This is a genomic window from Emcibacter sp., assembly GCF_048269205.1.
Classification (GTDB): Bacteria; Pseudomonadota; Alphaproteobacteria; order Sphingomonadales; family Emcibacteraceae; genus Emcibacter.
The window spans coordinates 1,716,074-1,735,632 of the sequence record NZ_JBLXJC010000001.1; the positions used below are offsets into that span (position 1 = coordinate 1,716,074).

Here is a 19,559-nt window from a genome sequence, read left to right on the forward strand (position 1 = left end):
CATGATCGACAAAAGCTTTATCGGGCTGGACCTGGGGTCCCACGAGGTGCAGCCAGAGAAAGGCGCGCTGAAGTTTTTCGCAAAAGCTATCGGGCAGGAAAATCCGGTCTTTTTTAATGAAGCCGCCGCTGCAGAAGCCGGTTATCCCGGCCTGCCGGTCCCACCGACCTACTATTTTTCAATGGACCTGCTTCAGGACGAACCATTCAAATATTTCGAGACCCTGGGCATCAATATTGCCCATGTGCTTCACGGCACCCAGGATTTCGAATATTTCAAGCCCGCCTTTGCCGGGGACACCGTTATCCTGAAAGCAGTCATTAAAGACATTTACGATAAGAAAAACGGCGCCCTTGAATTCGTGATCAAAGAGGTCCGGGCCGAGAACAAGGCCGGTGAGCTTCTGGCCAGACAAATCATGACAGTGGTTGTTCGCAACCCGAAGAAGGGAGCATGACAATGGCTTATATGGACCTTTCCACATTAAAGGCAGGCGACAGCATTCCGCCCCTTGATCTGGGGCCTGTCTCAAGGGCAACGCTGGCTCTTTTTGCCGGGGCTTCCGGTGATCACAATCCAATCCATATTGATCTCGATTTTGCCAAAAAAGCGGGCATGGAGGATGTCTTCTGTCACGGAATGCTCGGCATGGCCTATATGTCCCGCTTGCTGACCAATATTGCGCCCCTGGAAAAGATTAAAAGCTTTGGCACAAGGTTCGCCAATATTACGCAAATCCATGCTCGTCTTACCTGCGCCGGACAGGTCGAGGAAATCGAGGAAACAGAAAATGGGCGGCTGATAAAGCTTTCCCTGACTGTTACAGATGAGAATAACGATGTGAAATTGCAGGGACATGCCACCCTTGCTGTTGAATAGTAACTTTAAGTGAAAGTGAAAAACCATGGGAAACCTTGAAGGAAAAATTGCGCTTGTCACAGGATCCGGTCGCGGCATTGGCCGTGCGGTTGCCCTGAAATTCGCCCGCGAAGGGGCAAAGGTTGTAATCAATGACCTGGATCCGGAAGTCGGTGATGCCGTCGCTGCCGAAATCAGGGACATGGGTGGCGAGGCTGTTGCCTGTAACGGGTCAGTCACGGAAGCAGACTTCGGCGAACGTTTCATCACCACGGCGCTGGAAAGCTTCGGCGTGCCGGATATCATCGTCAATAATGCCGGTTATACCTGGGACAGCATGATCCAGAAGATGACCGACGAACAGTTTGACGCCATGATGGATGTGCACCTGAAAGCCCCGTTCAGGATCCTGCGGGCCGTCCAGCCGCACTGGAAAGCGGCCGCAAAAGCTGAAGCAGAGAACGGACAACCGGTCAATCGCAAGGTAGTCAACATCTCTTCTGTCGCCGGAACCGGGGGCAATCCCGGCCAGGTCAATTATTCTTCCGCCAAGTCCGGAATTGTCGGCATGACAAAGACCCTGGCCAAGGAATGGGGCCGGCTCAATGTCAATGTCAACTGCGTGGCCTTCGGTTATATTGAAACCCGCCTCACCGAAGCAACGGACGAGAAAAAGGAAATCGAAGTCCAGGGCAACAGGATCGGCGTTGGCATCCCCAAAGCGACAGCCAACATCTTCAAGTCGATGATCCCCATGGGACGGGCCGGCACAGCAGACGAAGCCGCCGGCGCCGTTTATCTTCTCACGACACCTGAATCCGATTATATTTCCGGACAAATGATAATCTGTGGTGGTGGTCTGTCCTTTTGATGGACAGGTTCTGCCACACACTACAGGAGAGCAAAAAATGATTTTCAAAGACGCCCCCTGGATGACCGAAGAATTATCCATCCTCGGCGATGCAACCCGGAAATTTTTCCAGGCGGAACTTGTGCCCCATGTGGAACGGTATCATGCCGAAAAGCAGGTGGACCGGGCACTGTGGGAGAAGGCAGGCGAGTATGGAATTCTGGCCGCCTCGATCCCTGAAGAATTTGGCGGCGCTGGCGGCGACCTCGGCCATGAATCCGTGATCTTTGCCGAACTCGGCTATACCGGTGATATGAGTTTCGGCCTGTTTGTCCATAATATCGCCATTCACTATGTGCTCGCCTATGGCACCGAAGAACAGAAACAGCGCTGGCTTCCAAAACTAGCCTCAGGGGAACTGATTGCCGGCATCGCCATGACGGAACCGGGAACGGGATCGGACCTTCAGGCGGTGCGTACGACTGCCGTGCTGGACGGTGAGGACTATGTGATCAACGGCTCCAAAATCTTCATCTCCAACGGCCAGATCGGGAACTTTTTTATCCTTGTGGTCAAAACCGATGCCTCCCAGGGAGCAAAAGGCATTTCCCTGCTTGGTGTTGAAACAGACGGACTGGAAGGTTTCAGGCGCGGTAAAAACCTGGATAAGGTCGGCATGACCGGCCAGGACACTTCCGAACTTTTTTTTGACGATATGCGTGTGCCGGCCGCCAATCTGCTGGGTGACATCGAGGGCCAGGGTTTCGGCCAGCTTATGAACCAGCTGGCGTGGGAGCGCCTGATGCTGGCTATTGTCGGTGTCGGCGTCTCACATAAGGCCATTGAGGAAACGGTCACCTATGTCAGGGAACGAAAGGCATTCGGGAAGTCGATAATCGAATTCCAGAATTCCCGCTACAAGCTGGCGGAATGCAAGGCCAAGCTGGAACTTCTGCAGGCCTATGTCGAAAAATGCATTGGCAAAATAATCCGAAACGAGCTTACGGCTGATGAAGCGTCAATCGCCAAACTGACGGGATCTGAAATCCAGGGTGAAATTATTGACCAGTGCGTACAATTGCATGGCGGGTATGGATATATGCGTGAATATCTCGTCGCCCGCATGTATGCTGATGCCCGGGTGCAGCGCATTTACGGCGGCACCAGCGAGATTATGAAAGAACTGATCTCTCGCAGTTTGATATAAAGGGCTTTCCACCTATGACAGGGCCACTTGCCGGAATAAGAATCATAGAAATACAGGGCATTGGCCCCGGCCCTTTCTGCGGCATGCATTTTGCCGATCTCGGCGCCGACGTGATTCTGATTGAACGCGCCGAAGCGGCCGACCCTGTCACCACCAAGGTTCGCGGCATTGCGAACAGGGGTAAACGGTCCATAGTTCTGGACCTCAAGTCGGAAAAGGACCTCCAGACCGCTCACGACCTGATTGACACAGCCGACGGCTTGATCGAGGGCATGCGGCCCGGTGTTATGGAACGCCTGGGACTCGGCCCGGAAGACTGTCTGAAAAGAAATCCGAAGCTGGTCTACGGCAGATTGACCGGCTGGGGCCAGTCAGGGCCCCTGGCACAAAGCGCAGGACACGACCTGAATTACACCAGTCTGACGGGGGCGGCCTGGTACAGCGGCGCCGCCGAGGACGGCCGGCCGGTCCCTCCCCCGACACTGGTCGGGGATATTGCCGGTGGCGCCCACTACCTGATGATTGGCATGCTGGCCGCCATGCTCAAGTCCCGGACGACCGGAAAAGGCGATGTGATAGATGCCGCCATTGTCGACGGCACCTCACATATGATGAACCTGATTTTTGATGTGGTTCCCGGCGGCCTGATGTCTGCCGACAAGCGCGGTGTCGGCGTTCTGGATGGCGCGCACTGGTATGCGGTTTATGAATGTGCCGATGGCAATTTTGTCAGCATCGGAAGTCTGGAAAGCAGGTTCTATCGCCAGCTTCTGGATATTCTGGGCGTGGCCGACGATCCGGACTTTGCCAGTCAGTATGACGTCCGCCTGTGGCCTGCCCAGTCGGAGAAACTGGCGAAAATTTTCAATCAAAAAACACGGGATGAATGGTGCCGGTTGCTGGAGGGAACCGATGCCTGCTTTGCGCCGGTTCTGACGCCCCGGGAAGCAACGGTTCACCCGCATAATGTCGAACGGGGTACTTTTTCCGAGGCCAATGGATATATTGAAGCCCGCACGGCGCCGCGTTTTGCAACTGATGCGCCATTAACTCCACAGGAAATACCTGAAAAAGGCGCCCATACAACAGAAATAATGAAAGAGTTGAAGCGGGAATAGGTCAGAGGCTACCCTGCAAGAGAATTGAGATGAACTTACAGAAGTTGAAGTATGTGGTGGAAGTTGCCCGGCAAGGCTCTGTGACAGCAGCCGCGAAATCCCTTGGGCTGACCCAGTCCGTTGTGACGCGAGCCCTGGCTGATATTGAAAAGGACCTCGGATATGCCCTGTTCTATCGTCATTCCCGCGGCATGGTGGAAACCGAGGAAGGGCGGGACTTTATTGACAGGGCCTCACGCATATTCACCGATATCGACGCCCTGATCGAAGACAGCAGCCTTTCCACACAAGAACAGGCGGAGATCCTGAGAATCGGGGTCTGCCCGCCGTCCCTTGAGGGGCTTCTGAACCGGGCCATATTGAGACTGATAAAAAACTCCCCCCTGATACGCCTGCATAGTCATGCCGTCTCCCTGCACGAGGGTATCGAGCGTTTGAGGCGCGGTGATATAGATATCCTTGTCGCTCCAAACCAGCGGTTTGAGAAAGACCCTGATTTCCGGGTTGAACCGCTGACAGAGCTGAATGTCTCCTTTTGTGTAAACAAGGAGCACCCTCTCCTCAAAAAATCCGGGCTGAAGGTTGCTGACCTTGTGGAATATCCGATCATACTGCCGCGCGGCGGTGAAATGTATGTGAATTCCCTACTGCGGGTCATCCGGGAGAGCGGTAAAACGCCGGAAAAGGTATTCCACATTCTGGATAACGTCCAAATCATCCAGAACATTCTTCTCGAAACACACTGCATAGGTATTTTCAGTCAGGGCTATGCCTCTTCCCAGGCGATGAAAAGGCAGTTTTCCAAGTTGCAGACCGACTTTGATGAAACCGTGCAGCTTGTCTGTATCAATCGCGCAAAATGGTTGCCGAAAGAGTCCGTCCGGTCCTTTATATCCTCAATTTTAGCGTTCCCGCCCCAGTAGAGGACAGACGACAGGCGTCTCCACAGCGGTGTCCACATCGCATAAACACTTTTGATCCCCATAAACACCACATCTCCTATTTGCCAACGGGAAGTGCCTCAGCAAATCTGCTGCGGCTACAAACAGCCTATTTTATATACTTTACTTATTATACTTAGAGCTTATATTAATGTCCGAAGGAGTACAGATCGAACTTATGACAGATCCTGATAAAAGCATTGGCTTTCTGATGACCGACGTTTCCCGCCTGATGAGGCGGAACTTCATGCGTCGCGCCCAGGAACTTGGACTTTCGCAAGCCCAGTGGATGACCCTGTTTCGGATCTACCGGCAGGAAGGTGTGAAACAGATCACCCTGGCAGAAAGTATGGAAATTCAGCCGATCACTCTTGCTCGGCTAATTGACAGCCTTCAGGAAGCCGGCCTCGTTGATCGCCGCCGGGACCCCGATGACCGCCGGGCCTTCAGAATTTATTTGACGGATAAAGCTCAGCCCTTTCTCAAAAAAGTTGAACCCCTTCTTGCACAAACCAGGGACGCGGCAATGGCAGGATTTTCAGAGCAGGAGAAATCCGAACTGTTACAGAAAATTTGTCAAATCAAACAGAATCTTCTGGATGCTGAGTGCCCTTCCCTTGAAGAGGCGAACGATAGGAAAGACGACGCAGATGACTAAAAGCAAGCCCACACCCGATCACGAGAAAAAGCGAAAGGGGAGGATCCGCTTTATCCTCCTTGTTATTGGTCCTTTAGTAGCCGCCGTGATCGGTGGCGCAGCCTATTTGAACGGCGGACGTTATGTAGAAACTGAAAATGCCTATGTCAAATCCGACAAGCTGATGATCGCCGCCGAAGTCTCCGGCCCCATCACCGAAGTCCCGATACGGGAAAACCAACAGGTCAGTAAAGGAGACATTCTGTTTCGCATTGATGACCGCCCTTACCGCATTGCCCTGGCGGAACAGGACGCCGAGCTCAGGCGGGTGCGCGATAACATTGCGGGTCTGAAAGCCAGCTACCGGCAAAAGCAGGATGAACTTGAACTGGCCAGAACAAATCTCGCCTATGCCAAAACGGTACTGGACAGACAGGGTGAGCTTGTCGCCTCGCGAAACGTTTCACAAACCAGCTATGACACCGCAAAGCATGCCTATGATGCCGCAGTGGTGAGCCTCAAGGTTATCGAGAGTGAAAAAGCAGAGGTGCTTGCAGACCTGGCGGGAAATCCGGCCATCGCACCGGAACAACATCCCCGTTTTCTTGCAGCAAAGGCAGCCCTTGACCGGGCCCGGCTGGACCTGGAACGTACAGTCGTTCGCGCCCCCTTTGACGGTATTGCCAGCAGCACCCCTCAGGTAGGCCAGCAGGTTATCGGCAACGGCGCCCTCAGTAGTCCGGTCATGACCCTGGTCAACAATCGGGACTTCTGGATCGTTGCCAATTTCAAGGAAACAGACCTGACCAATGTACGGCCGGGCCAGGACGTGAGAATCCATGTAGATACCTATCCGGACCTGGTCTGGCACGGCAATGTGGAAAGTCTGGCCCAGGCAACCGGCGCCGAATTCTCCGTCATTCCGGCTCAGAATGCCACTGGCAACTGGGTCAAGGTGGTACAGCGCATTCCCGTCCGTATTGACCTGGAGCCCGGCGACAAAAATGCCGTCCTGCGATCCGGCATGAGCACCACTGTGAAAATAGATACGGGTCGCAAGCGCAGCCTTGGACGGATTATTTCTGCTATGTTCGGCGGATCGAAGGAAACAAGCTTTATGACCGCACAGGCAAAGAATGGGTCATGAATACCGCTGTAAAAGACAGTGAAACGCCGCTCCGGCGTGGTCTGGTCGTGGTCTCCATCATGCTGGCCACGATTATACAGGCGCTGGACACGACCATCGCCAATGTGGCCCTGCCCCATATGCAGGGCAGCATGTCTGCAACACAGGACCAGATGTCCTGGGTCCTGACCTCCTATATTGTTACCGCAGCCATTATGATCCCCCCTACCGCGGCGATTGCCTCCCGAATTGGCCACAGGCGCCTGTTCATTATTTCCGTTACCGGTTTTACCATCGCTTCCATGCTATGCGGACTGGCGACATCACTGTCACAGATCATATTTTTCAGACTGTTGCAGGGCGCCTTCGGCGCCGCTCTGGTCCCGCTTAGCCAGACCATGATGTTGAATATGTATCCAAAGGAAAAGCACGGCAGCGCGATGACAATATGGGGTGTCGGCATCATGCTGGGGCCCATTCTGGGACCAACCCTTGGCGGGTATCTTACGGAATATTACAGCTGGCGATGGGTGTTTTTCATAAATCTTCCCATTGGCCTTCTTGCACTGGCGGGAATGATCATTTTCATGCAGGAAAGCGAGAAGGAACAGCCCAGGAAGTTTGATTTCCTGGGATTTATCCTGCTTAGCCTGGCTATTGCTGCCTTGCAGCTCATGTTGGACAGGGGCGAATCCCAGAATTGGTTTTCCTCACCGGAAATCGTTATTGAGGCAACCCTGGCCGTGATATTCCTCTATATGTTCCTTGTTCAGATGTATACGGTTGATCATCCCTTCCTGGAACCCGGCCTCTTTAAAGACAGGAATTTCGTCATTGGTCTTGTGTTCCTTTTTTATGTCGGCATACTTTTGCTGGCTACCATGGCCCTGATGCCACCGTTTCTGCAGAACCTGATGGGATATCCCGTCCTGATGGTGGGATATCTTCTGGCACCACGGGGGGTCGGAACCATGATTGGCCTGATCCTGACCGGGCGGCTTGTCTCGAAACTGGACCTCCGCCTGCTAATTCTGTTCGGCCAGTTCCTGATTATCATATCATTGTGGGAAATGAGCACTTTCACAACCGAGGTCTCCAGCGGTGCCATCATCTGGACTGGCCTTATACAAGGTGTTGGAATAGGCTTTATCATTGTTCCCCTCAATTTGGCGGCTTTTGCCACACTTGATCCCAAACTGCGGACAGAAGGCACATCAATTGCCAATTTGATAAGGAATATCGGCAGTAGTATCGGCATTTCTGTCCTGATTACCATGCTTGCCAGAGGCACCCAGGCAAACCATGCCATACTTGCCGAAAATATCACCCCTTTCCGGGCCGCATTCTTTCAACCTTCGCTGCCTCTGCACTGGGAATGGCATTTTGAGAGCGGCATCATTGCGCTGAATGCAGAAGTCACCCGGCAGGCCGCCACCATTGCCTACCTTAACGATTTCTATCTTCTGATGATCGTCACAATAGTGGCGTCTCCTCTGGTTTTTCTACTGGATAAAGGAAAAGACCCAAAAACAGTTGAAGTCGATGAAGCCGCCGACATGATTGTCGATTAACTGCGCCTATAGCGCACCGGGCCTTGTCTTCCCCACATTTTGACCTGCCCGGCGCTGTAAAGCTCTGGAAAATATTACGATCAAAAACCGGTTTCAAACTCATGACGAAGCATTACACCCAGAATATGATTTCTGGCGGCCTCGTCATCAAATTTGCTGTGGTGATAGATATAGGCAATATCTATGCTCAGGTTCTCCTGAAGGACATACCCGATGGAAAGCTGAAATTCTTCGGCGTCTATATCCTCTATATCCTCGTCGTCCGGAGTGCTCGCTACCCTCGAATAGGACGCCGCCATGTTCCAGCGATCAAAGACCACGGTATTTCCCACAAGAAAAATGCTGCGGTCTTGCTCCTCCCCTTCGGCATTTGAGAATTTTACATATTCAACGATTGGCTTTAACCGAACTGCATCGTTGAGATCAATATCACCGTACAGGGCAACGGCATATCCGGTTTCACTGCCGGTTTCATCCCCGCCAGGGGTGTTCTTCATGTAGCTGGTTGAATACTGCAGATCGAGGCCGGAGACTGGCAAACTTCCGGCAAGTGTAATCGAATAAGAGGAAAAATCCCCGGTATTGGCAAGGCCGCCGTCGCTTTTGTGATGCCGCTCCCGGGAGGTGACAAGGGAACCTGACAGAAATGTTGTGTCTGCAAAATAACTTTGGGCGGTCAGTGTATGTTGTCCGACAGTCTTGGAACCAAAACTATAGCTGGCCCCTCCGCCTATGCGTTCAAGTTGCTCGTAAAAGTCCTCGGGCAACTGGTGTCCGAAGGGCCCGGGGGCAAGCTCCCTTCCCACCCCGAAAGTCGGATTGAACTTGCCGGCAACAAACCGAATATTCCCCGTCTCATAGGCAATGAATATTTCTTCCGCGAAAAGGCCGAGTTTCTCAAAATACTGGTTTTCGTCGTAAAATTCCCCCTCTTCCTCGTTCACTTCTTCAAACCCGATGCCCACACCCAGGGTCAAGCCGGGGAACAGAATAAGTTCGCCGTCCAGTTCAAGCTCTCCTGTTGCGAGAGATGTTTTCTCATCATTTGCCGTAACAACCGCCTGAAATTCAAGTTCGCTTTCGATCTCCAGTTCAAATACGGATGCTTCACATTCATCGTCATCCTCCTCTGCCTTTGCCTCCCCAATAACGGGAAAGAAAAGACAGAGAAAAAGACTGGATATGGCTGTATTTCTTTTCATTGCCCCCCTTACATCATCTTAGAATTTCACCTTCAGGCCGGCGTAGACTGATCTGGGTTTGCCCGGAAAATACCGCTCATCAGTGAAAGTGGTATAGTCGGCCCGTTCGGCATATTTCACGTCGGTCAAATTCATCACCCGCAGGAACCAGGTTAGGCTCTCCTTCACGGCAATATGCGCCCGGAGATTTAAGTAGTTGTGGCCGTCATATTTATGAAGGTTTTCCGGATCCAGATAATAGGAACCCATATGCACCCACTCCAGTTCCGCCGTAAACTTGTCCGTTGGACGCCAGTTCACCTGCAAGCTGCCAAAATGCCGCGGTGCCGTATCAATATCATTACCGTTCAGGTTTATATCCCCGCTGATCAAATCAAATGTATAGCGATGACGGGCAAAACTTGCATTGCCGCGAACACTCAGGCGATCTGTCAGGTCAAGCTGCAGCATTATGTCTGCGCCAATGTGGTCCGACTTGCCGTTATCCACATTAAAGAAAGACGAATCCCGGAAGATATAATTGTCCTTTTTCATGGCATAAAAGGAGAACGTATAGCTCAATCGGCTGCGTTTCCCGCTAAGTCCCAGCTCAATGCTTTTCAGGCTGACATTGTCCAGATCCGCAACCGTCTGCGCCCGCTGGAGGCGGTAAAGCTCTGTCGCCTGGGGAGCGCGAAAACCATGACTCACATTGAGGTAGACATTATGGTTCTCGTGATATTGATACAGCAATCCGAGTTTTGGGGAAAATGCCGTAAAGTCGTCTTTTCCGCTTTCCGGCCGACTGTAGCGGCAGCCCCCAAATCCGCACGGATTTCCATCTTCATCAGTACGCCCGGCTACCATATTGTTGGTATAGTCATACTGAATATATTCAAGACGCGCCCCTGCCAGAAGATGCAGTTTCTCAGTTATTGACCAGTCTCCCTGCAGGAATGCCGCCGCCATAATGCTGTCCACATCATAGTCATATTGCTTGCCGGCCGGAATCGTCGCCTGCAGAAAGGCAGACCCTTCCGTCGGATTTTCCTGTGTCTGTTTCAGGGAACCACGGGTATATTCAAAATCAGCACCTGCAATGACCTCCAGGTCACTATCTTCATTGATATAAAATCCATTCTGAAGACCAATGCTCGTCTGACTGTTTTCTTCCAGGGGTTGTCCCGGCAGGAAATGCATCAGGAACTCCATATCCGTAACCCGTGCATAAGGCGTAAACTGCCAGCGCACATTCTCGTTGATCTCTGTGGAAAAACGGGACCAATAGCGCAATGACTTGGCCTTGCGGAAAGCTTCGGGATTCGGGTTTGTTTTGGAAACTTCCCGATCCTTGTAGGCATCGAGGCCAGTAATATAACCGGCAGTATCCTGATCTAGATTGGTCAGTGAAAGGCTGGAGGCAATCGTCCAGTCTTCGCCCGCATAATCATGACGGAGATTGGCTTTCTGCAAATCGTATCCGGAGTCATCCCGATATCCGCCATCATGGGTCGCGGAGGCCATGACCCTGAATCCGTGTTTTTCTCCCTTTATTCCCTTTGAGGCATTCACACGAATAAACTCATAACTGCCTCCTTCGAGGCTCGCCCGGCCCTCATCCGTGTCCGCCGGAAGTGTTATGACATTGATGATCCCATGCAGGGCGTTTGAACCGTAAAGGGCAGATCCCGGCCCCTTGACCACTTCTACACGCTGTGCCTGTTCGGTAAAGGCCTCGAACAGTTCATTGACATTGCAGAACCCGGCCGAACGCAGGGCAATACCGTCCTGGGCCATCAGGAAAGCCCCACATGCCCCTGCGCCGGTCAGAACGGGAGAACGGATCGAAGCCAGATATTCCTGCCCGTCGTTACGGGAAATATTCACGCCCGGCACCCGAACAGCCAACTCGCTGATATGAGCTGACCCGACAAAATCGAGCTCCTTGCCCGGCATCAACGAAAGATTGCCGCTTTGTTCGGACAAGGGCTTCTCGCTTCTGCTCTGTGTCGAAACAACTTCTTCAATTTCGGTTCCTTCTGCATACGCAACCGGTCCCGCAAGAATGCCCCCTAAAAGAAAAGCTGTAATTGGAAAAACAAGTGACTGGTTTTGAACTTTATTTAACTGCAAAGGATACTTTTTGATCATTTTATAACGACACCCCATGGGCGAATTCCTACCTTAATATCTTTAATATGTTTAAATGTATTTGTATCGATCACAGATACACTGTCTGAACGACCGTTGGCCACATAAAGTTTATGCCCGGACGGAGAAATGGCCATATTCCAGGGACGTTTACCGACAGGAATGGTGGCGATAATCTCATTGGTTTTCGTATCAATCGCGGACACCGTGGCATCCCTGCCGTTGGAAATAAATACACGTTTGCCATCGGGCCTGACGACAACGCCATTTGAAAATTCTCCTCCCTTGATTTCTTTCACCACTCTGTGGCTTGCCACATCAATCACATAGACCATGCTGGATATTTCACAGGCCACATAGGCCCGGCTTGAGTCCGACAGGAATCCAATCCCCCGAGGCCGGTCCCCGACCTCTATAGAGGCAACCTGCTTCCGCCTGGCCACATCGATCACATCCAACATGTTGGCATCTTCTGCACTGACATAGAGCCATTTTCCATCAGGACTGAAAACTGAATGTTCCGGATTATCACCTGCCACCGGAATTGTCGCCAGACGTTCCAGCGATGCCGCATCCATCAGGGCAACCTTGTTTTCTTCTTCCAGAGCCACGGCAATAAGTTTGCCATCCGCAGAAACATAAGCCCCTTCCGGTGAGTCTCCGATCACCATTCTGGATATGACTTTTCTTTCCCGGGTATCAATAACCAGAAATTCATTTGTTTTTCCGTCTGTCAGATAAACCCGGTCCTCGGTAGGAGACACGGTTATTCCGCGGGGTTTCGGTCCGGTCTTGATGGTACCCACCACCTTGTCACTTGCGATATCAATGACGCTGATCGTCCCGTCTCCCTCATTGGGAACATAGGCAAAAGGGGCCGCCAGTGCCGATACCGGAAAATAAAACAGGATGGTGAATAAAATTCTGCAAAAGATTTTTGATGTCGGCATTTCCCTAGTCTCCAGAAGATTTTTGTTAACGTGTTATTTAAGAGGGACAGACCAGCTTTGGCTGAAATGTCTCCCCTGTGAATCCTTGACCTCCGCTTGTAAATCACCGGCTTCCCCGGACTTCAGGAAAAACCCGAAAGACGGATTTTCACTCATGGATATGCCCCCGGTGAATAAAAGAACCTCTTGACCGCCGAGCGATATTTTTATGTCAGAAACATAATCAGCCGGTATCCAGTTCCGGCTCAACTGATCAATTTGCAAGCCACTATTGTTAGGGTGGCTGATCATCAACTGCATCTCGGTGAGGTTTGCCTGCCGTTTCTCGCGCAGCTTCATTTTCCCGCGCCTTTTCAGGGCTTCTTCATCGCCACCCGCCGCAGGCGCCGAACAACCGCCTGAAGCTTTCACATAATTCACCGCCATATGAAGTTTTCCGTCCGAGGTCTCGGCTATGGCCCTGACATGGCTATAGGCGTTCACCCTTATTCGGGTGGACAGGCTGGCCAGGCCGTTCAGTTTTGACATGGTGAAAACCCCGGCCACCGGAGAAGGATTATTGTCGACGATCAGATATATTTTTTTGATAAACAGCTTCTCGCTCTGCTCAAGATTCGCCTGGATCCTAACCGGCACCACAGCCGCGTTTTCTGCCCGTTTCGGGGTAAATAAGGTCAGGGTTTCGTCGCGGAGTATCTCCCGCTCCTCCGTAAACAGGCGGTCCCTGATAAAGTCCCATGCGGGGCTCTCAGGTTCTTCAGCAACCGCAAAACTCGTCTGCAATCCCGAAAAACAAATGACTAAGCAGAACAGAAAGTTGATGATCGGCCGGGGTGTTTTCATTTCCTTGGTCCTATTCCCATTCCAGTTCAGTGTAAGCCGCAATCACGTTGCGCTTGTGAAATTCCTCAAATAATGCCCAATCGCCGGCTTCGTCGGCAAGCAAGGTATTGCTGGCCAATTCAAGATCCATCTGATTTTCGATCGCCGTTCGTACCGCTCCCTCCAGCTTTTCCAGATAAGTTTTCATTTTCGCCAGGGCAGATTTGTCATGCTGTACGGGACCATGCCCGGGAATGAGGGTGGAAAATCTGATCTGTTCCAGCTCCGTCAATGCCCTGATCCAGCCCGTAACGCTGCCATCCAGAACCGGGCAATGTTCCACAAAAACAAGATCACCAGCGATTAATGTTGCGGTCTGCTGGTCAAATACCCTTAAATCGTGATTGGTATGCGCGGGCCCGGATGCGGTCAGAAGCAAAAGCCTGTCACCAAGGTCAATGGTCTCTGTCTGCCGGATCAAGCGGGTGGCCGGGACCACTTCAGACCCCGCATACCAGGGCGCCTGAAGACGGTCCTGATAATATTTGCCCCGGGTGGCAAGAGCAGCGGGATATTTTGCATGGGCGATGAATTGAGGCTTCTCGGCGACGAAAGCCCGGTTGCCGAATATATGGTCGATATGAACATGGGTATTGATCACAAATTTTATTGGCAAGGATGTCCGGGACCGTATGGACTGATAGATCAGCCTGCCCTGATTGAAACTTGAGCCGCTGTCAATAACAGCCACCGCGTCTCCGCCAATGACAAAGGTGACATTGGACACCATGCCTTTCTCGGAGGCAAATATCTCGTCGGTCTCCCCCTCGAACATGAAAATGCCGTCGGCAACTTCGATAAATTCCAGTCCGTCTTCTGCACTCGCGCTGCAAGAATAAAAAGCAATGAAAAAAAGGGCGATAATCCTCATGGGCGCACCGGCTCTTTTTCCTTCAAGGGAAGGCCGGCCTTGCGCCACCCGTCAACCCCTTGCCGGTACCAGTAAACATGACTATAGCCCAAAGACGCCGCCCGCTTTGCCGCATTCCAGGAATGCCAGCATTCCGGTTCGCAAAATATAACCACCGCTTGGCCCTTATCACCCCTGGTCAGCTGATCCAGCCGATGTTTGAATAAATCCTCAAGAGCGGAAGGCAGAACCCCCATGCCTGTATTGGCAAGCCAGATCGCCTCCGGCAATGTCTCCCGTTTAGGCTCGATCCACAACTCGGTTGACGGGAGATTATCAGGTTTTCGGGGTGCCGGATAAACGTCCAGTAAAACGACTGCATCGTTATTTTCCAGGAACTCCTGCAATTCCGAGGCCTCCTCGATCACTTGGGCCCCTTTTACTGTCAGAGGCACCTGCCCGCCGTAGTCACTCAGGCGATACCCGGAAGGCTCTTCGACGTCCTGGTCCTGACCGGCGAAGGCAGGACACACAAATATGAGTGCCGCAGAAACAAACATCAGAGCTATTTTGTGTAATCTCAACATAAGCTATACGCTGTCCCAAACTCTGTCATTGAAGCTGTTTCCCGCCTGTCAGTGATCAGTCATCATCATCGCTGAGCTCAACTGTTTGTTTATTCTCCACCAGTGGTACCTGATACTCGTGAAGGATAGTCAGGATTTTTTCCCGGTTGTCGGACAGGCTCTTCTCTATACGGGCTTTCCAGTCATTCTCACGACGACGCACCCCCATGGCCATGGCGAAATCAAAACGCATGCCCGGCTCGCTCAACAGTGGAATGATCCGAAGGCCCGCATCAGGATTCTGGCTGGCGAAATATCCGGCAATCGGGCCCCAGATGACCACAGCATCCAGCTCGCCCGGGACAAGTTCATCCTCGATTATTTTTCCCGGATAATAGTCGGGATCCCCGGTCATAACCCGGTGAAACCTGGTCTGTTCAAAAAGACCGTTTGTATTCAGCCAATCCACCGAAGGCGAAGGGGCAAAAGCCCCGATCCGCAGGCTCTGCTTCTGGTCCACTGACAATCCGGTAATATCCGCTGCAGTTTTGATGTTGCCCAGCGGACCTTTTTCCCTGACCACAATGACATAGGTGGAACGATAATAAGTCGACGTGGTATCGGATATGTCAAAGCCTGCCGGCACACCGATCACCAGGTCACAGCGAAAGCGCCCCTTCTCATCATCCCAGGATTTCAGGGTATTGCGGATAAAGCCCATACGCTGGGGAAACCAGGTATATTCCAGTTCAAGACCAAGAGCCGCGGCAATAAGTTCGGCAATTCTGTTTTCAAACCCCATTTTCTTACGATTTGAATAGGGAAGGTTATTGGGATCGGCGCAAACCCGCAATTTGTCAGGGGACAGATCCTGTGCCCGGACCACCGGTACAAGAAGTGCACTGAATGACAGCAACAAAATCAGATGTCGAAAAGACATGGCAGGGTTTCACCTCCAGCAAAGAATGTTGAATATGCTTATGGCAGTTTCCTGGGTTTCCCCGGGGAAAGCACACCATCAGATCGCGCCTTCAGATACCCCCAAAGGTCCTCCATGCGCGGCAATACATTTGGGTCTTCCTTCCAGCCCGGCATAACGCCCACCTCGCCGGTAAAACCATTAAGAACGACATCCATAAATTTTTCCTTGTCCATTCCCTTAAGACGGTCAACAAGGCTGGGAGCAAAAGTGCTGCCGACGGCGTCCTGGGCATGGCAGACATGGCATACGGCATGATATGTTCTCCACCCCTTATAGGTCCCCTTATCTACCTTGCAGACCGGTTTCTCACCTTCACACACCACTTTATAGGGAGTTTCTCCCTGCCCGTCGGCAGAAGCCACGGACACACCACTGACTACAGGAAAAAGGATCAGAACCGCTGCCGCGCGAAATTGCCTTCGTCCGAACTTAAAAACATTATGCATACAGTTACTCCCCCGTCTTATCTTCGGCGCCTTTTTCTGCCCCGTTGTCCGTTGATGCCACGATAGGTTTGTTCCCCATCGGAAAACAGGCCGTTTCCGCCTGGTCTTTTATGTTGAAATATCGTTTTCGTATTTCACGGGCCTTGTCGCTGCTTCGAAAAAGTCCTCCACGCTCCCCTCGTGCATTACGCATGCGCACATAACTGTCTGCTTCGACAAACTCGTCATAACTTAAGTGTGCTGCGATTTTGTCGATTGTGCAGGCACAGGAATACAGGGTTTCGTATTTCCGGCTGTTTTTCAAAGCCATACATTCCTCAATAAAGAGAACCCGGTCTACTGTGGGAAAATCATTTGCCTGTGCTTCAGAGGCGAACAGGGCCATCGTGCAAAGATACAAGGCCGCACATATGTGCCGGAAAAGGAGACGAAATGTCATCAATCTATCAAAATATGTCGGCATATCTCATGTACGGGGAAAGCGGCAAATCCGGGGAATAAACATTATTCCCCGGTACTTTACATGATTACAGCCCCCCGGTTTTCTCCCTAGTTAGGTATAGTGAAAACAGTCAGGGTTCCCCCAAGCTGGGTATAGTCGGTCAACTTGCGGTAGGCGCCAACTGCACCAAGCCCTTCGGTATCGCCTTCAAGGCCCGCAGCCATACCAATACCGGCCCAGCCTCCCACGCCGGAAAGTACAGCCAGATACTGTTTCCCGTTGTGCATATAGGTGTTGATATTGCCGATAATGCCTGATGGGGTTTTAAACCGGTATAGTTCCTTGCCGGTTTTGGCATCGACCGCCTTGAGGTATCCCTCCAAGGTGCCGTAGAAAACCACATCGCCGGCCGTGGCCAAAGCACCGCTCCAGACAGAGAACCGTTCCGGCAGAGACCAGACAATCTCGCCTTTATCCGCATCCCAGGCAATAAAGTTGCCGAGGCCGCCATGGCTATCCGGCGCAGGGAACATGCTTAATGTGGCCCCGATATAAGGCTGGCCCGCAGCATAGGCGACTTCAAACGGCTCATAGTTCATGCAGACATGGTTTGTCGGCACATAAAACAAACCCGTACGCGGTGAATAGGTTGCCGGCTGCTGGTCTTTACTGCCAAGTGCCGCAGGACAGACCCCCTGCGTATCGACATCCTCACCGTTCTGGTCAGTGCTGTACTTTGCAACAACCTGGGGGCGTCCGGTTTTCATGTCCACATGGGTAGCCCAGTTCACCTGGGGGTCAAATTTCTCGGCAACCAGAAGCTCGCCGGTGACACGATCCATTGTGTAGGCAAAACCATTCCGGTCAAAATGAACAAGAGCCTTACGCATTTTGCCCTTGATTTTCATATCCACCAGGATCATTTCGTTGACCCCGTCATAATCCCACTCGTCATGAGGCGTCATCTGGTAGACCCATTTGACAACACCCGTATCGGCATCACGCGCCCAGATGGCCATGGACCAGCGGTTGTCCCCGGGGCGTTGTTTCGGATTCCAGGTGCTTGGATTTCCAGAACCATAATAGATCAGGTTAAGATCGGGATCATAGGTATACCATCCCCATGTGGTGCCGCCGCCAATCTTCCACTGGTCACCCTTCCAGCTATTAAGGCTTGAATTTTTGCCCACCGGCTTCAGCATGTGAGTGGTTTTTTCCGGATCAATCAGCATTTCCTCATCCGGGCCGGTGCTGTAGCCGCGCCAGATTTTCTTACCGGTTTTAATATCATAGGCCGTCACATGACCGCGTACGCCGAATTCACCGCCACTGATGCCGGTGATCACCATATTTTTAACTACCAGCGGGGCATTTGTCGCACTTTCACCCATTTCCCCTTTTTGTGAGGCGCCATTTTTGACTGACCACACCTTTTTGCCCGTTTTGGCATCCAGTGCGACCAGGGTCGTATCCGCCTGTTGCAGGAAAATCTTGCCGTCACCATAAGCCAGGCCCCGATTTACCGTGTCACAGCACATGATCGGGATAACCGAGGGATCCTGCTGGGGCTCATACATCCAGTTTGTCGTCTGATCCGCCAGATTTATGGAAAATACTTTGTTTGGAAAAGGCGTATGGACATACATCGTGTCGCCAATAATGAGAGGGCCCCCTTCATGACCCCGCAGTACGCCTGTTGACATGGTCCAGGCTACCTGTAGTTCGGAGGCATTCTTTTTATTGATCTGGTCCAGATCACTATACCGGGTTCCCGAATAATTCCCGCCCCACATCACCCATTGTTTGGGGTCCTTCTGCATTTTCATCAGCTCGTTATTCCCCCAGGACACCGTGGCAATGAATGATGACGCGAGTAAAGCTGATAAAATTATGGACACATTTTTCATTTTCCTCATGCGGTCTCTCCTATGAATTGCTTTCCCTATATTTCTGAATTAAATAATTTTGAAATACGCAACTAACAGCTATTCATACTGCCACACTCGACTGCAGCTATAATAATAGCAGAATTTTACATTATGATAAAACCATAAGTTGATTTCCCATTGACGAATATGATCCACTTTCTGGATCCAATCTGCAGGCTCTTTAACCGGCCAATTTCGCGGCTATTTCCGCCATATGACGCCCCTGATAGCGGGCCCCTTCAAGTTCGTTTTCACTTGGCATCCTGCTCCCGTCAGACCCGGCGATGGTGCTGGCCCCGTAAGGCGTCCCGCCGCTAATTTCCTCCATGGTCGCATTGCCCTGAAAAGAATACGGCAGGCCCACCACAACCATGCCATGGTGCAACAGTGTGGTATGGAAAGAGGTGATTGTGGTTTCCTGACCACCATGCTGACTGGCTGTCGAAGTGAAGACGCTTCCCGGTTTGCCGATCAGCGCGCCTTTCGCCCAAAGCCCCCCCGTCTGGTCCAGGAAATTGCGCATTTGCGCCGCCATATTGCCAAACCGGGTCGGGGTTCCGAAAATGATTCCGTCATAGTCCGCCAGTTCATCGGGATCCGCAAACGGGGCGTCTTGTTCAAGTTTAATCCCCGCCCCCGCAGCCACCTCCTCCGGCACCAGTTCAGGCACTCGCTTGACAGCGACCTCGGCGCCCTTAAAGGACCGCGCTCCTTCCGCCACAGCATTGGCCATGGTTTCCGTATGGCCATAGCTTGAATAATAAAGCACCAGAATTTTTACCATTCCCGTTTCCATTCCTTTTGAGTTCAATTTTTTTATGGTCAAGATAAATGGGTCAGGCCCGTACAGGCCTGACCCAAAACACGCAACGA

General features: G+C 51.9%; 20 protein-coding genes. 9 read left to right on the forward strand and 11 right to left on the reverse strand.

Going from position 1 to position 19,559, the window contains the following annotated elements; translation table 11 throughout:
* Position 1 precedes the first annotated feature (1 nt).
* The 9 genes from ACN0YD_RS08010 to ACN0YD_RS08050 all read left to right on the forward strand — a co-directional run bounded on the left by ACN0YD_RS08010 (position 2) and on the right by ACN0YD_RS08050 (position 8,308).
* Positions 2–457, forward strand: coding sequence for an FAS1-like dehydratase domain-containing protein (locus tag ACN0YD_RS08010; RefSeq protein ID WP_417318533.1), 456 nt, complete (start codon positions 2–4; stop codon positions 455–457).
* A 2-nt stretch (positions 458–459) separates the two neighbouring features.
* Entirely contained in the window at positions 460–879 is a 420-nt protein-coding gene (locus ACN0YD_RS08015) for a MaoC/PaaZ C-terminal domain-containing protein (RefSeq protein ID WP_417318535.1), read from the forward strand.
* Positions 880–904: 25 nt separating this feature from the next.
* Entirely contained in the window at positions 905–1,729 is an 825-nt protein-coding gene (locus tag ACN0YD_RS08020; RefSeq protein ID WP_417318537.1) for an SDR family NAD(P)-dependent oxidoreductase, read from the forward strand.
* Between the two features lie 37 nt (positions 1,730–1,766).
* Complete coding sequence (locus ACN0YD_RS08025; protein ID WP_417318539.1) at positions 1,767–2,915, forward strand: acyl-CoA dehydrogenase family protein; 1,149 nt, start codon at positions 1,767–1,769, stop codon at positions 2,913–2,915.
* A 14-nt stretch (positions 2,916–2,929) separates the two neighbouring features.
* Positions 2,930–4,033: a CaiB/BaiF CoA transferase family protein gene (locus ACN0YD_RS08030; RefSeq protein ID WP_417318541.1), complete on the forward strand. Its 1,104-nt coding sequence runs from the start codon at positions 2,930–2,932 to the stop codon at positions 4,031–4,033.
* A gap of 29 nt (positions 4,034–4,062) precedes the next feature.
* Entirely contained in the window at positions 4,063–4,956 is an 894-nt protein-coding gene (locus tag ACN0YD_RS08035) for a LysR family transcriptional regulator (protein ID WP_417318542.1), read from the forward strand.
* A gap of 196 nt (positions 4,957–5,152) precedes the next feature.
* Positions 5,153–5,632, forward strand: coding sequence for a MarR family winged helix-turn-helix transcriptional regulator (locus ACN0YD_RS08040; RefSeq protein WP_417318543.1), 480 nt, complete (start codon positions 5,153–5,155; stop codon positions 5,630–5,632).
* Complete coding sequence (locus tag ACN0YD_RS08045; protein ID WP_417318545.1) at positions 5,625–6,758, forward strand: HlyD family secretion protein; 1,134 nt, start codon at positions 5,625–5,627, stop codon at positions 6,756–6,758. Before ACN0YD_RS08040 ends, ACN0YD_RS08045 begins: the two co-directional genes overlap by 8 nt.
* The gene (locus ACN0YD_RS08050) at positions 6,755–8,308 is read left to right on the forward strand and encodes a DHA2 family efflux MFS transporter permease subunit (protein WP_417318547.1); all 1,554 of its coding nucleotides are present in this window, start codon (positions 6,755–6,757) and stop codon (positions 8,306–8,308) included. The genes ACN0YD_RS08045 and ACN0YD_RS08050 overlap by 4 nt, the downstream gene beginning before the upstream one ends.
* Positions 8,309–8,388: 80 nt before the next feature.
* On the opposite strand, the gene ACN0YD_RS08055 is transcribed toward ACN0YD_RS08050, so the two are convergent.
* The 11 genes from ACN0YD_RS08055 to wrbA form a co-directional block, all read right to left on the reverse strand.
* Positions 8,389–9,510 carry a hypothetical protein gene (locus tag ACN0YD_RS08055; protein WP_417318549.1) on the reverse strand — a complete coding sequence of 374 codons (1,122 nt, stop codon included), beginning with the start codon at positions 9,508–9,510 and terminating at the stop codon, positions 8,389–8,391.
* Between the two features lie 18 nt (positions 9,511–9,528).
* A complete protein-coding gene (locus tag ACN0YD_RS08060; RefSeq protein WP_417318551.1) occupies positions 9,529–11,475 on the reverse strand; it encodes a TonB-dependent receptor in 1,947 nt (648 codons plus the stop codon).
* Between the two features lie 161 nt (positions 11,476–11,636).
* Entirely contained in the window at positions 11,637–12,590 is a 954-nt protein-coding gene (locus tag ACN0YD_RS08065; protein WP_417318553.1) for a cytochrome D1 domain-containing protein, read from the reverse strand.
* 33 nt (positions 12,591–12,623) lie between these two features.
* Positions 12,624–13,373 carry a quinoprotein dehydrogenase-associated SoxYZ-like carrier gene (locus tag ACN0YD_RS08070; protein ID WP_417318555.1) on the reverse strand — a complete coding sequence of 250 codons (750 nt, stop codon included), beginning with the start codon at positions 13,371–13,373 and terminating at the stop codon, positions 12,624–12,626.
* A gap of 70 nt (positions 13,374–13,443) precedes the next feature.
* A complete protein-coding gene (locus ACN0YD_RS08075; protein ID WP_417318557.1) occupies positions 13,444–14,343 on the reverse strand; it encodes a quinoprotein relay system zinc metallohydrolase 2 in 900 nt (299 codons plus the stop codon).
* The gene (locus tag ACN0YD_RS08080; RefSeq protein WP_417318559.1) at positions 14,340–14,909 is read right to left on the reverse strand and encodes a PQQ-dependent catabolism-associated CXXCW motif protein; all 570 of its coding nucleotides are present in this window, start codon (positions 14,907–14,909) and stop codon (positions 14,340–14,342) included. The genes ACN0YD_RS08075 and ACN0YD_RS08080 overlap by 4 nt, the downstream gene beginning before the upstream one ends.
* Before the next feature lie 55 nt (positions 14,910–14,964).
* Positions 14,965–15,828 (reverse strand): quinoprotein dehydrogenase-associated putative ABC transporter substrate-binding protein, encoded by an 864-nt coding sequence (locus ACN0YD_RS08085; RefSeq protein WP_417318561.1) that lies wholly within the window; start codon positions 15,826–15,828, stop codon positions 14,965–14,967.
* A 38-nt stretch (positions 15,829–15,866) separates the two neighbouring features.
* The gene (locus tag ACN0YD_RS08090) at positions 15,867–16,316 is read right to left on the reverse strand and encodes a c-type cytochrome (protein WP_417318563.1); all 450 of its coding nucleotides are present in this window, start codon (positions 16,314–16,316) and stop codon (positions 15,867–15,869) included.
* A gap of 4 nt (positions 16,317–16,320) precedes the next feature.
* Positions 16,321–16,701, reverse strand: coding sequence for a hypothetical protein (locus ACN0YD_RS08095; RefSeq protein ID WP_417318565.1), 381 nt, complete (start codon positions 16,699–16,701; stop codon positions 16,321–16,323).
* Positions 16,702–16,865: 164 nt separating this feature from the next.
* Positions 16,866–18,674 carry a methanol/ethanol family PQQ-dependent dehydrogenase gene (locus ACN0YD_RS08100; RefSeq protein WP_417318567.1) on the reverse strand — a complete coding sequence of 603 codons (1,809 nt, stop codon included), beginning with the start codon at positions 18,672–18,674 and terminating at the stop codon, positions 16,866–16,868.
* 193 nt (positions 18,675–18,867) lie between these two features.
* Positions 18,868–19,470, reverse strand: a complete 603-nt coding sequence (gene wrbA, locus ACN0YD_RS08105) for an NAD(P)H:quinone oxidoreductase (RefSeq protein ID WP_417318569.1) — start codon at positions 19,468–19,470, stop codon at positions 18,868–18,870.
* Between the last annotated feature and the right edge of the window lie 89 nt (positions 19,471–19,559).

What these genes read in the sequence shown, in the direction of transcription:
- ACN0YD_RS08010 (WP_417318533.1), top strand. Translation starts at nt 2, where the DNA reads ATGATCGACAAAAGCTTTATCGGGCTGGACCTGGGGTCCCACGAGGTG.
- ACN0YD_RS08015 (WP_417318535.1), top strand. Translation starts at nt 460, where the DNA reads ATGGCTTATATGGACCTTTCCACATTAAAGGCAGGCGACAGCATTCCG.
- ACN0YD_RS08020 (WP_417318537.1), top strand. Translation starts at nt 905, where the DNA reads ATGGGAAACCTTGAAGGAAAAATTGCGCTTGTCACAGGATCCGGTCGC.
- ACN0YD_RS08025 (WP_417318539.1), top strand. Translation starts at nt 1,767, where the DNA reads ATGATTTTCAAAGACGCCCCCTGGATGACCGAAGAATTATCCATCCTC.
- ACN0YD_RS08030 (WP_417318541.1), top strand. Translation starts at nt 2,930, where the DNA reads ATGACAGGGCCACTTGCCGGAATAAGAATCATAGAAATACAGGGCATT.
- ACN0YD_RS08035 (WP_417318542.1), top strand. Translation starts at nt 4,063, where the DNA reads ATGAACTTACAGAAGTTGAAGTATGTGGTGGAAGTTGCCCGGCAAGGC.
- ACN0YD_RS08040 (WP_417318543.1), top strand. Translation starts at nt 5,153, where the DNA reads ATGACAGATCCTGATAAAAGCATTGGCTTTCTGATGACCGACGTTTCC.
- ACN0YD_RS08045 (WP_417318545.1), top strand. Translation starts at nt 5,625, where the DNA reads ATGACTAAAAGCAAGCCCACACCCGATCACGAGAAAAAGCGAAAGGGG.
- ACN0YD_RS08050 (WP_417318547.1), top strand. Translation starts at nt 6,755, where the DNA reads ATGAATACCGCTGTAAAAGACAGTGAAACGCCGCTCCGGCGTGGTCTG.
- ACN0YD_RS08055 (WP_417318549.1), bottom strand. Translation starts at nt 9,510, where the DNA reads ATGAAAAGAAATACAGCCATATCCAGTCTTTTTCTCTGTCTTTTCTTT.
- ACN0YD_RS08065 (WP_417318553.1), bottom strand. Translation starts at nt 12,590, where the DNA reads ATGCCGACATCAAAAATCTTTTGCAGAATTTTATTCACCATCCTGTTT.
- ACN0YD_RS08075 (WP_417318557.1), bottom strand. Translation starts at nt 14,343, where the DNA reads ATGAGGATTATCGCCCTTTTTTTCATTGCTTTTTATTCTTGCAGCGCG.
- ACN0YD_RS08080 (WP_417318559.1), bottom strand. Translation starts at nt 14,909, where the DNA reads ATGTTGAGATTACACAAAATAGCTCTGATGTTTGTTTCTGCGGCACTC.
- ACN0YD_RS08085 (WP_417318561.1), bottom strand. Translation starts at nt 15,828, where the DNA reads ATGTCTTTTCGACATCTGATTTTGTTGCTGTCATTCAGTGCACTTCTT.
- ACN0YD_RS08090 (WP_417318563.1), bottom strand. Translation starts at nt 16,316, where the DNA reads ATGCATAATGTTTTTAAGTTCGGACGAAGGCAATTTCGCGCGGCAGCG.
- ACN0YD_RS08095 (WP_417318565.1), bottom strand. Translation starts at nt 16,701, where the DNA reads ATGGCCCTGTTCGCCTCTGAAGCACAGGCAAATGATTTTCCCACAGTA.
- ACN0YD_RS08100 (WP_417318567.1), bottom strand. Translation starts at nt 18,674, where the DNA reads ATGAGGAAAATGAAAAATGTGTCCATAATTTTATCAGCTTTACTCGCG.
- wrbA (WP_417318569.1), bottom strand. Translation starts at nt 19,470, where the DNA reads ATGGTAAAAATTCTGGTGCTTTATTATTCAAGCTATGGCCATACGGAA.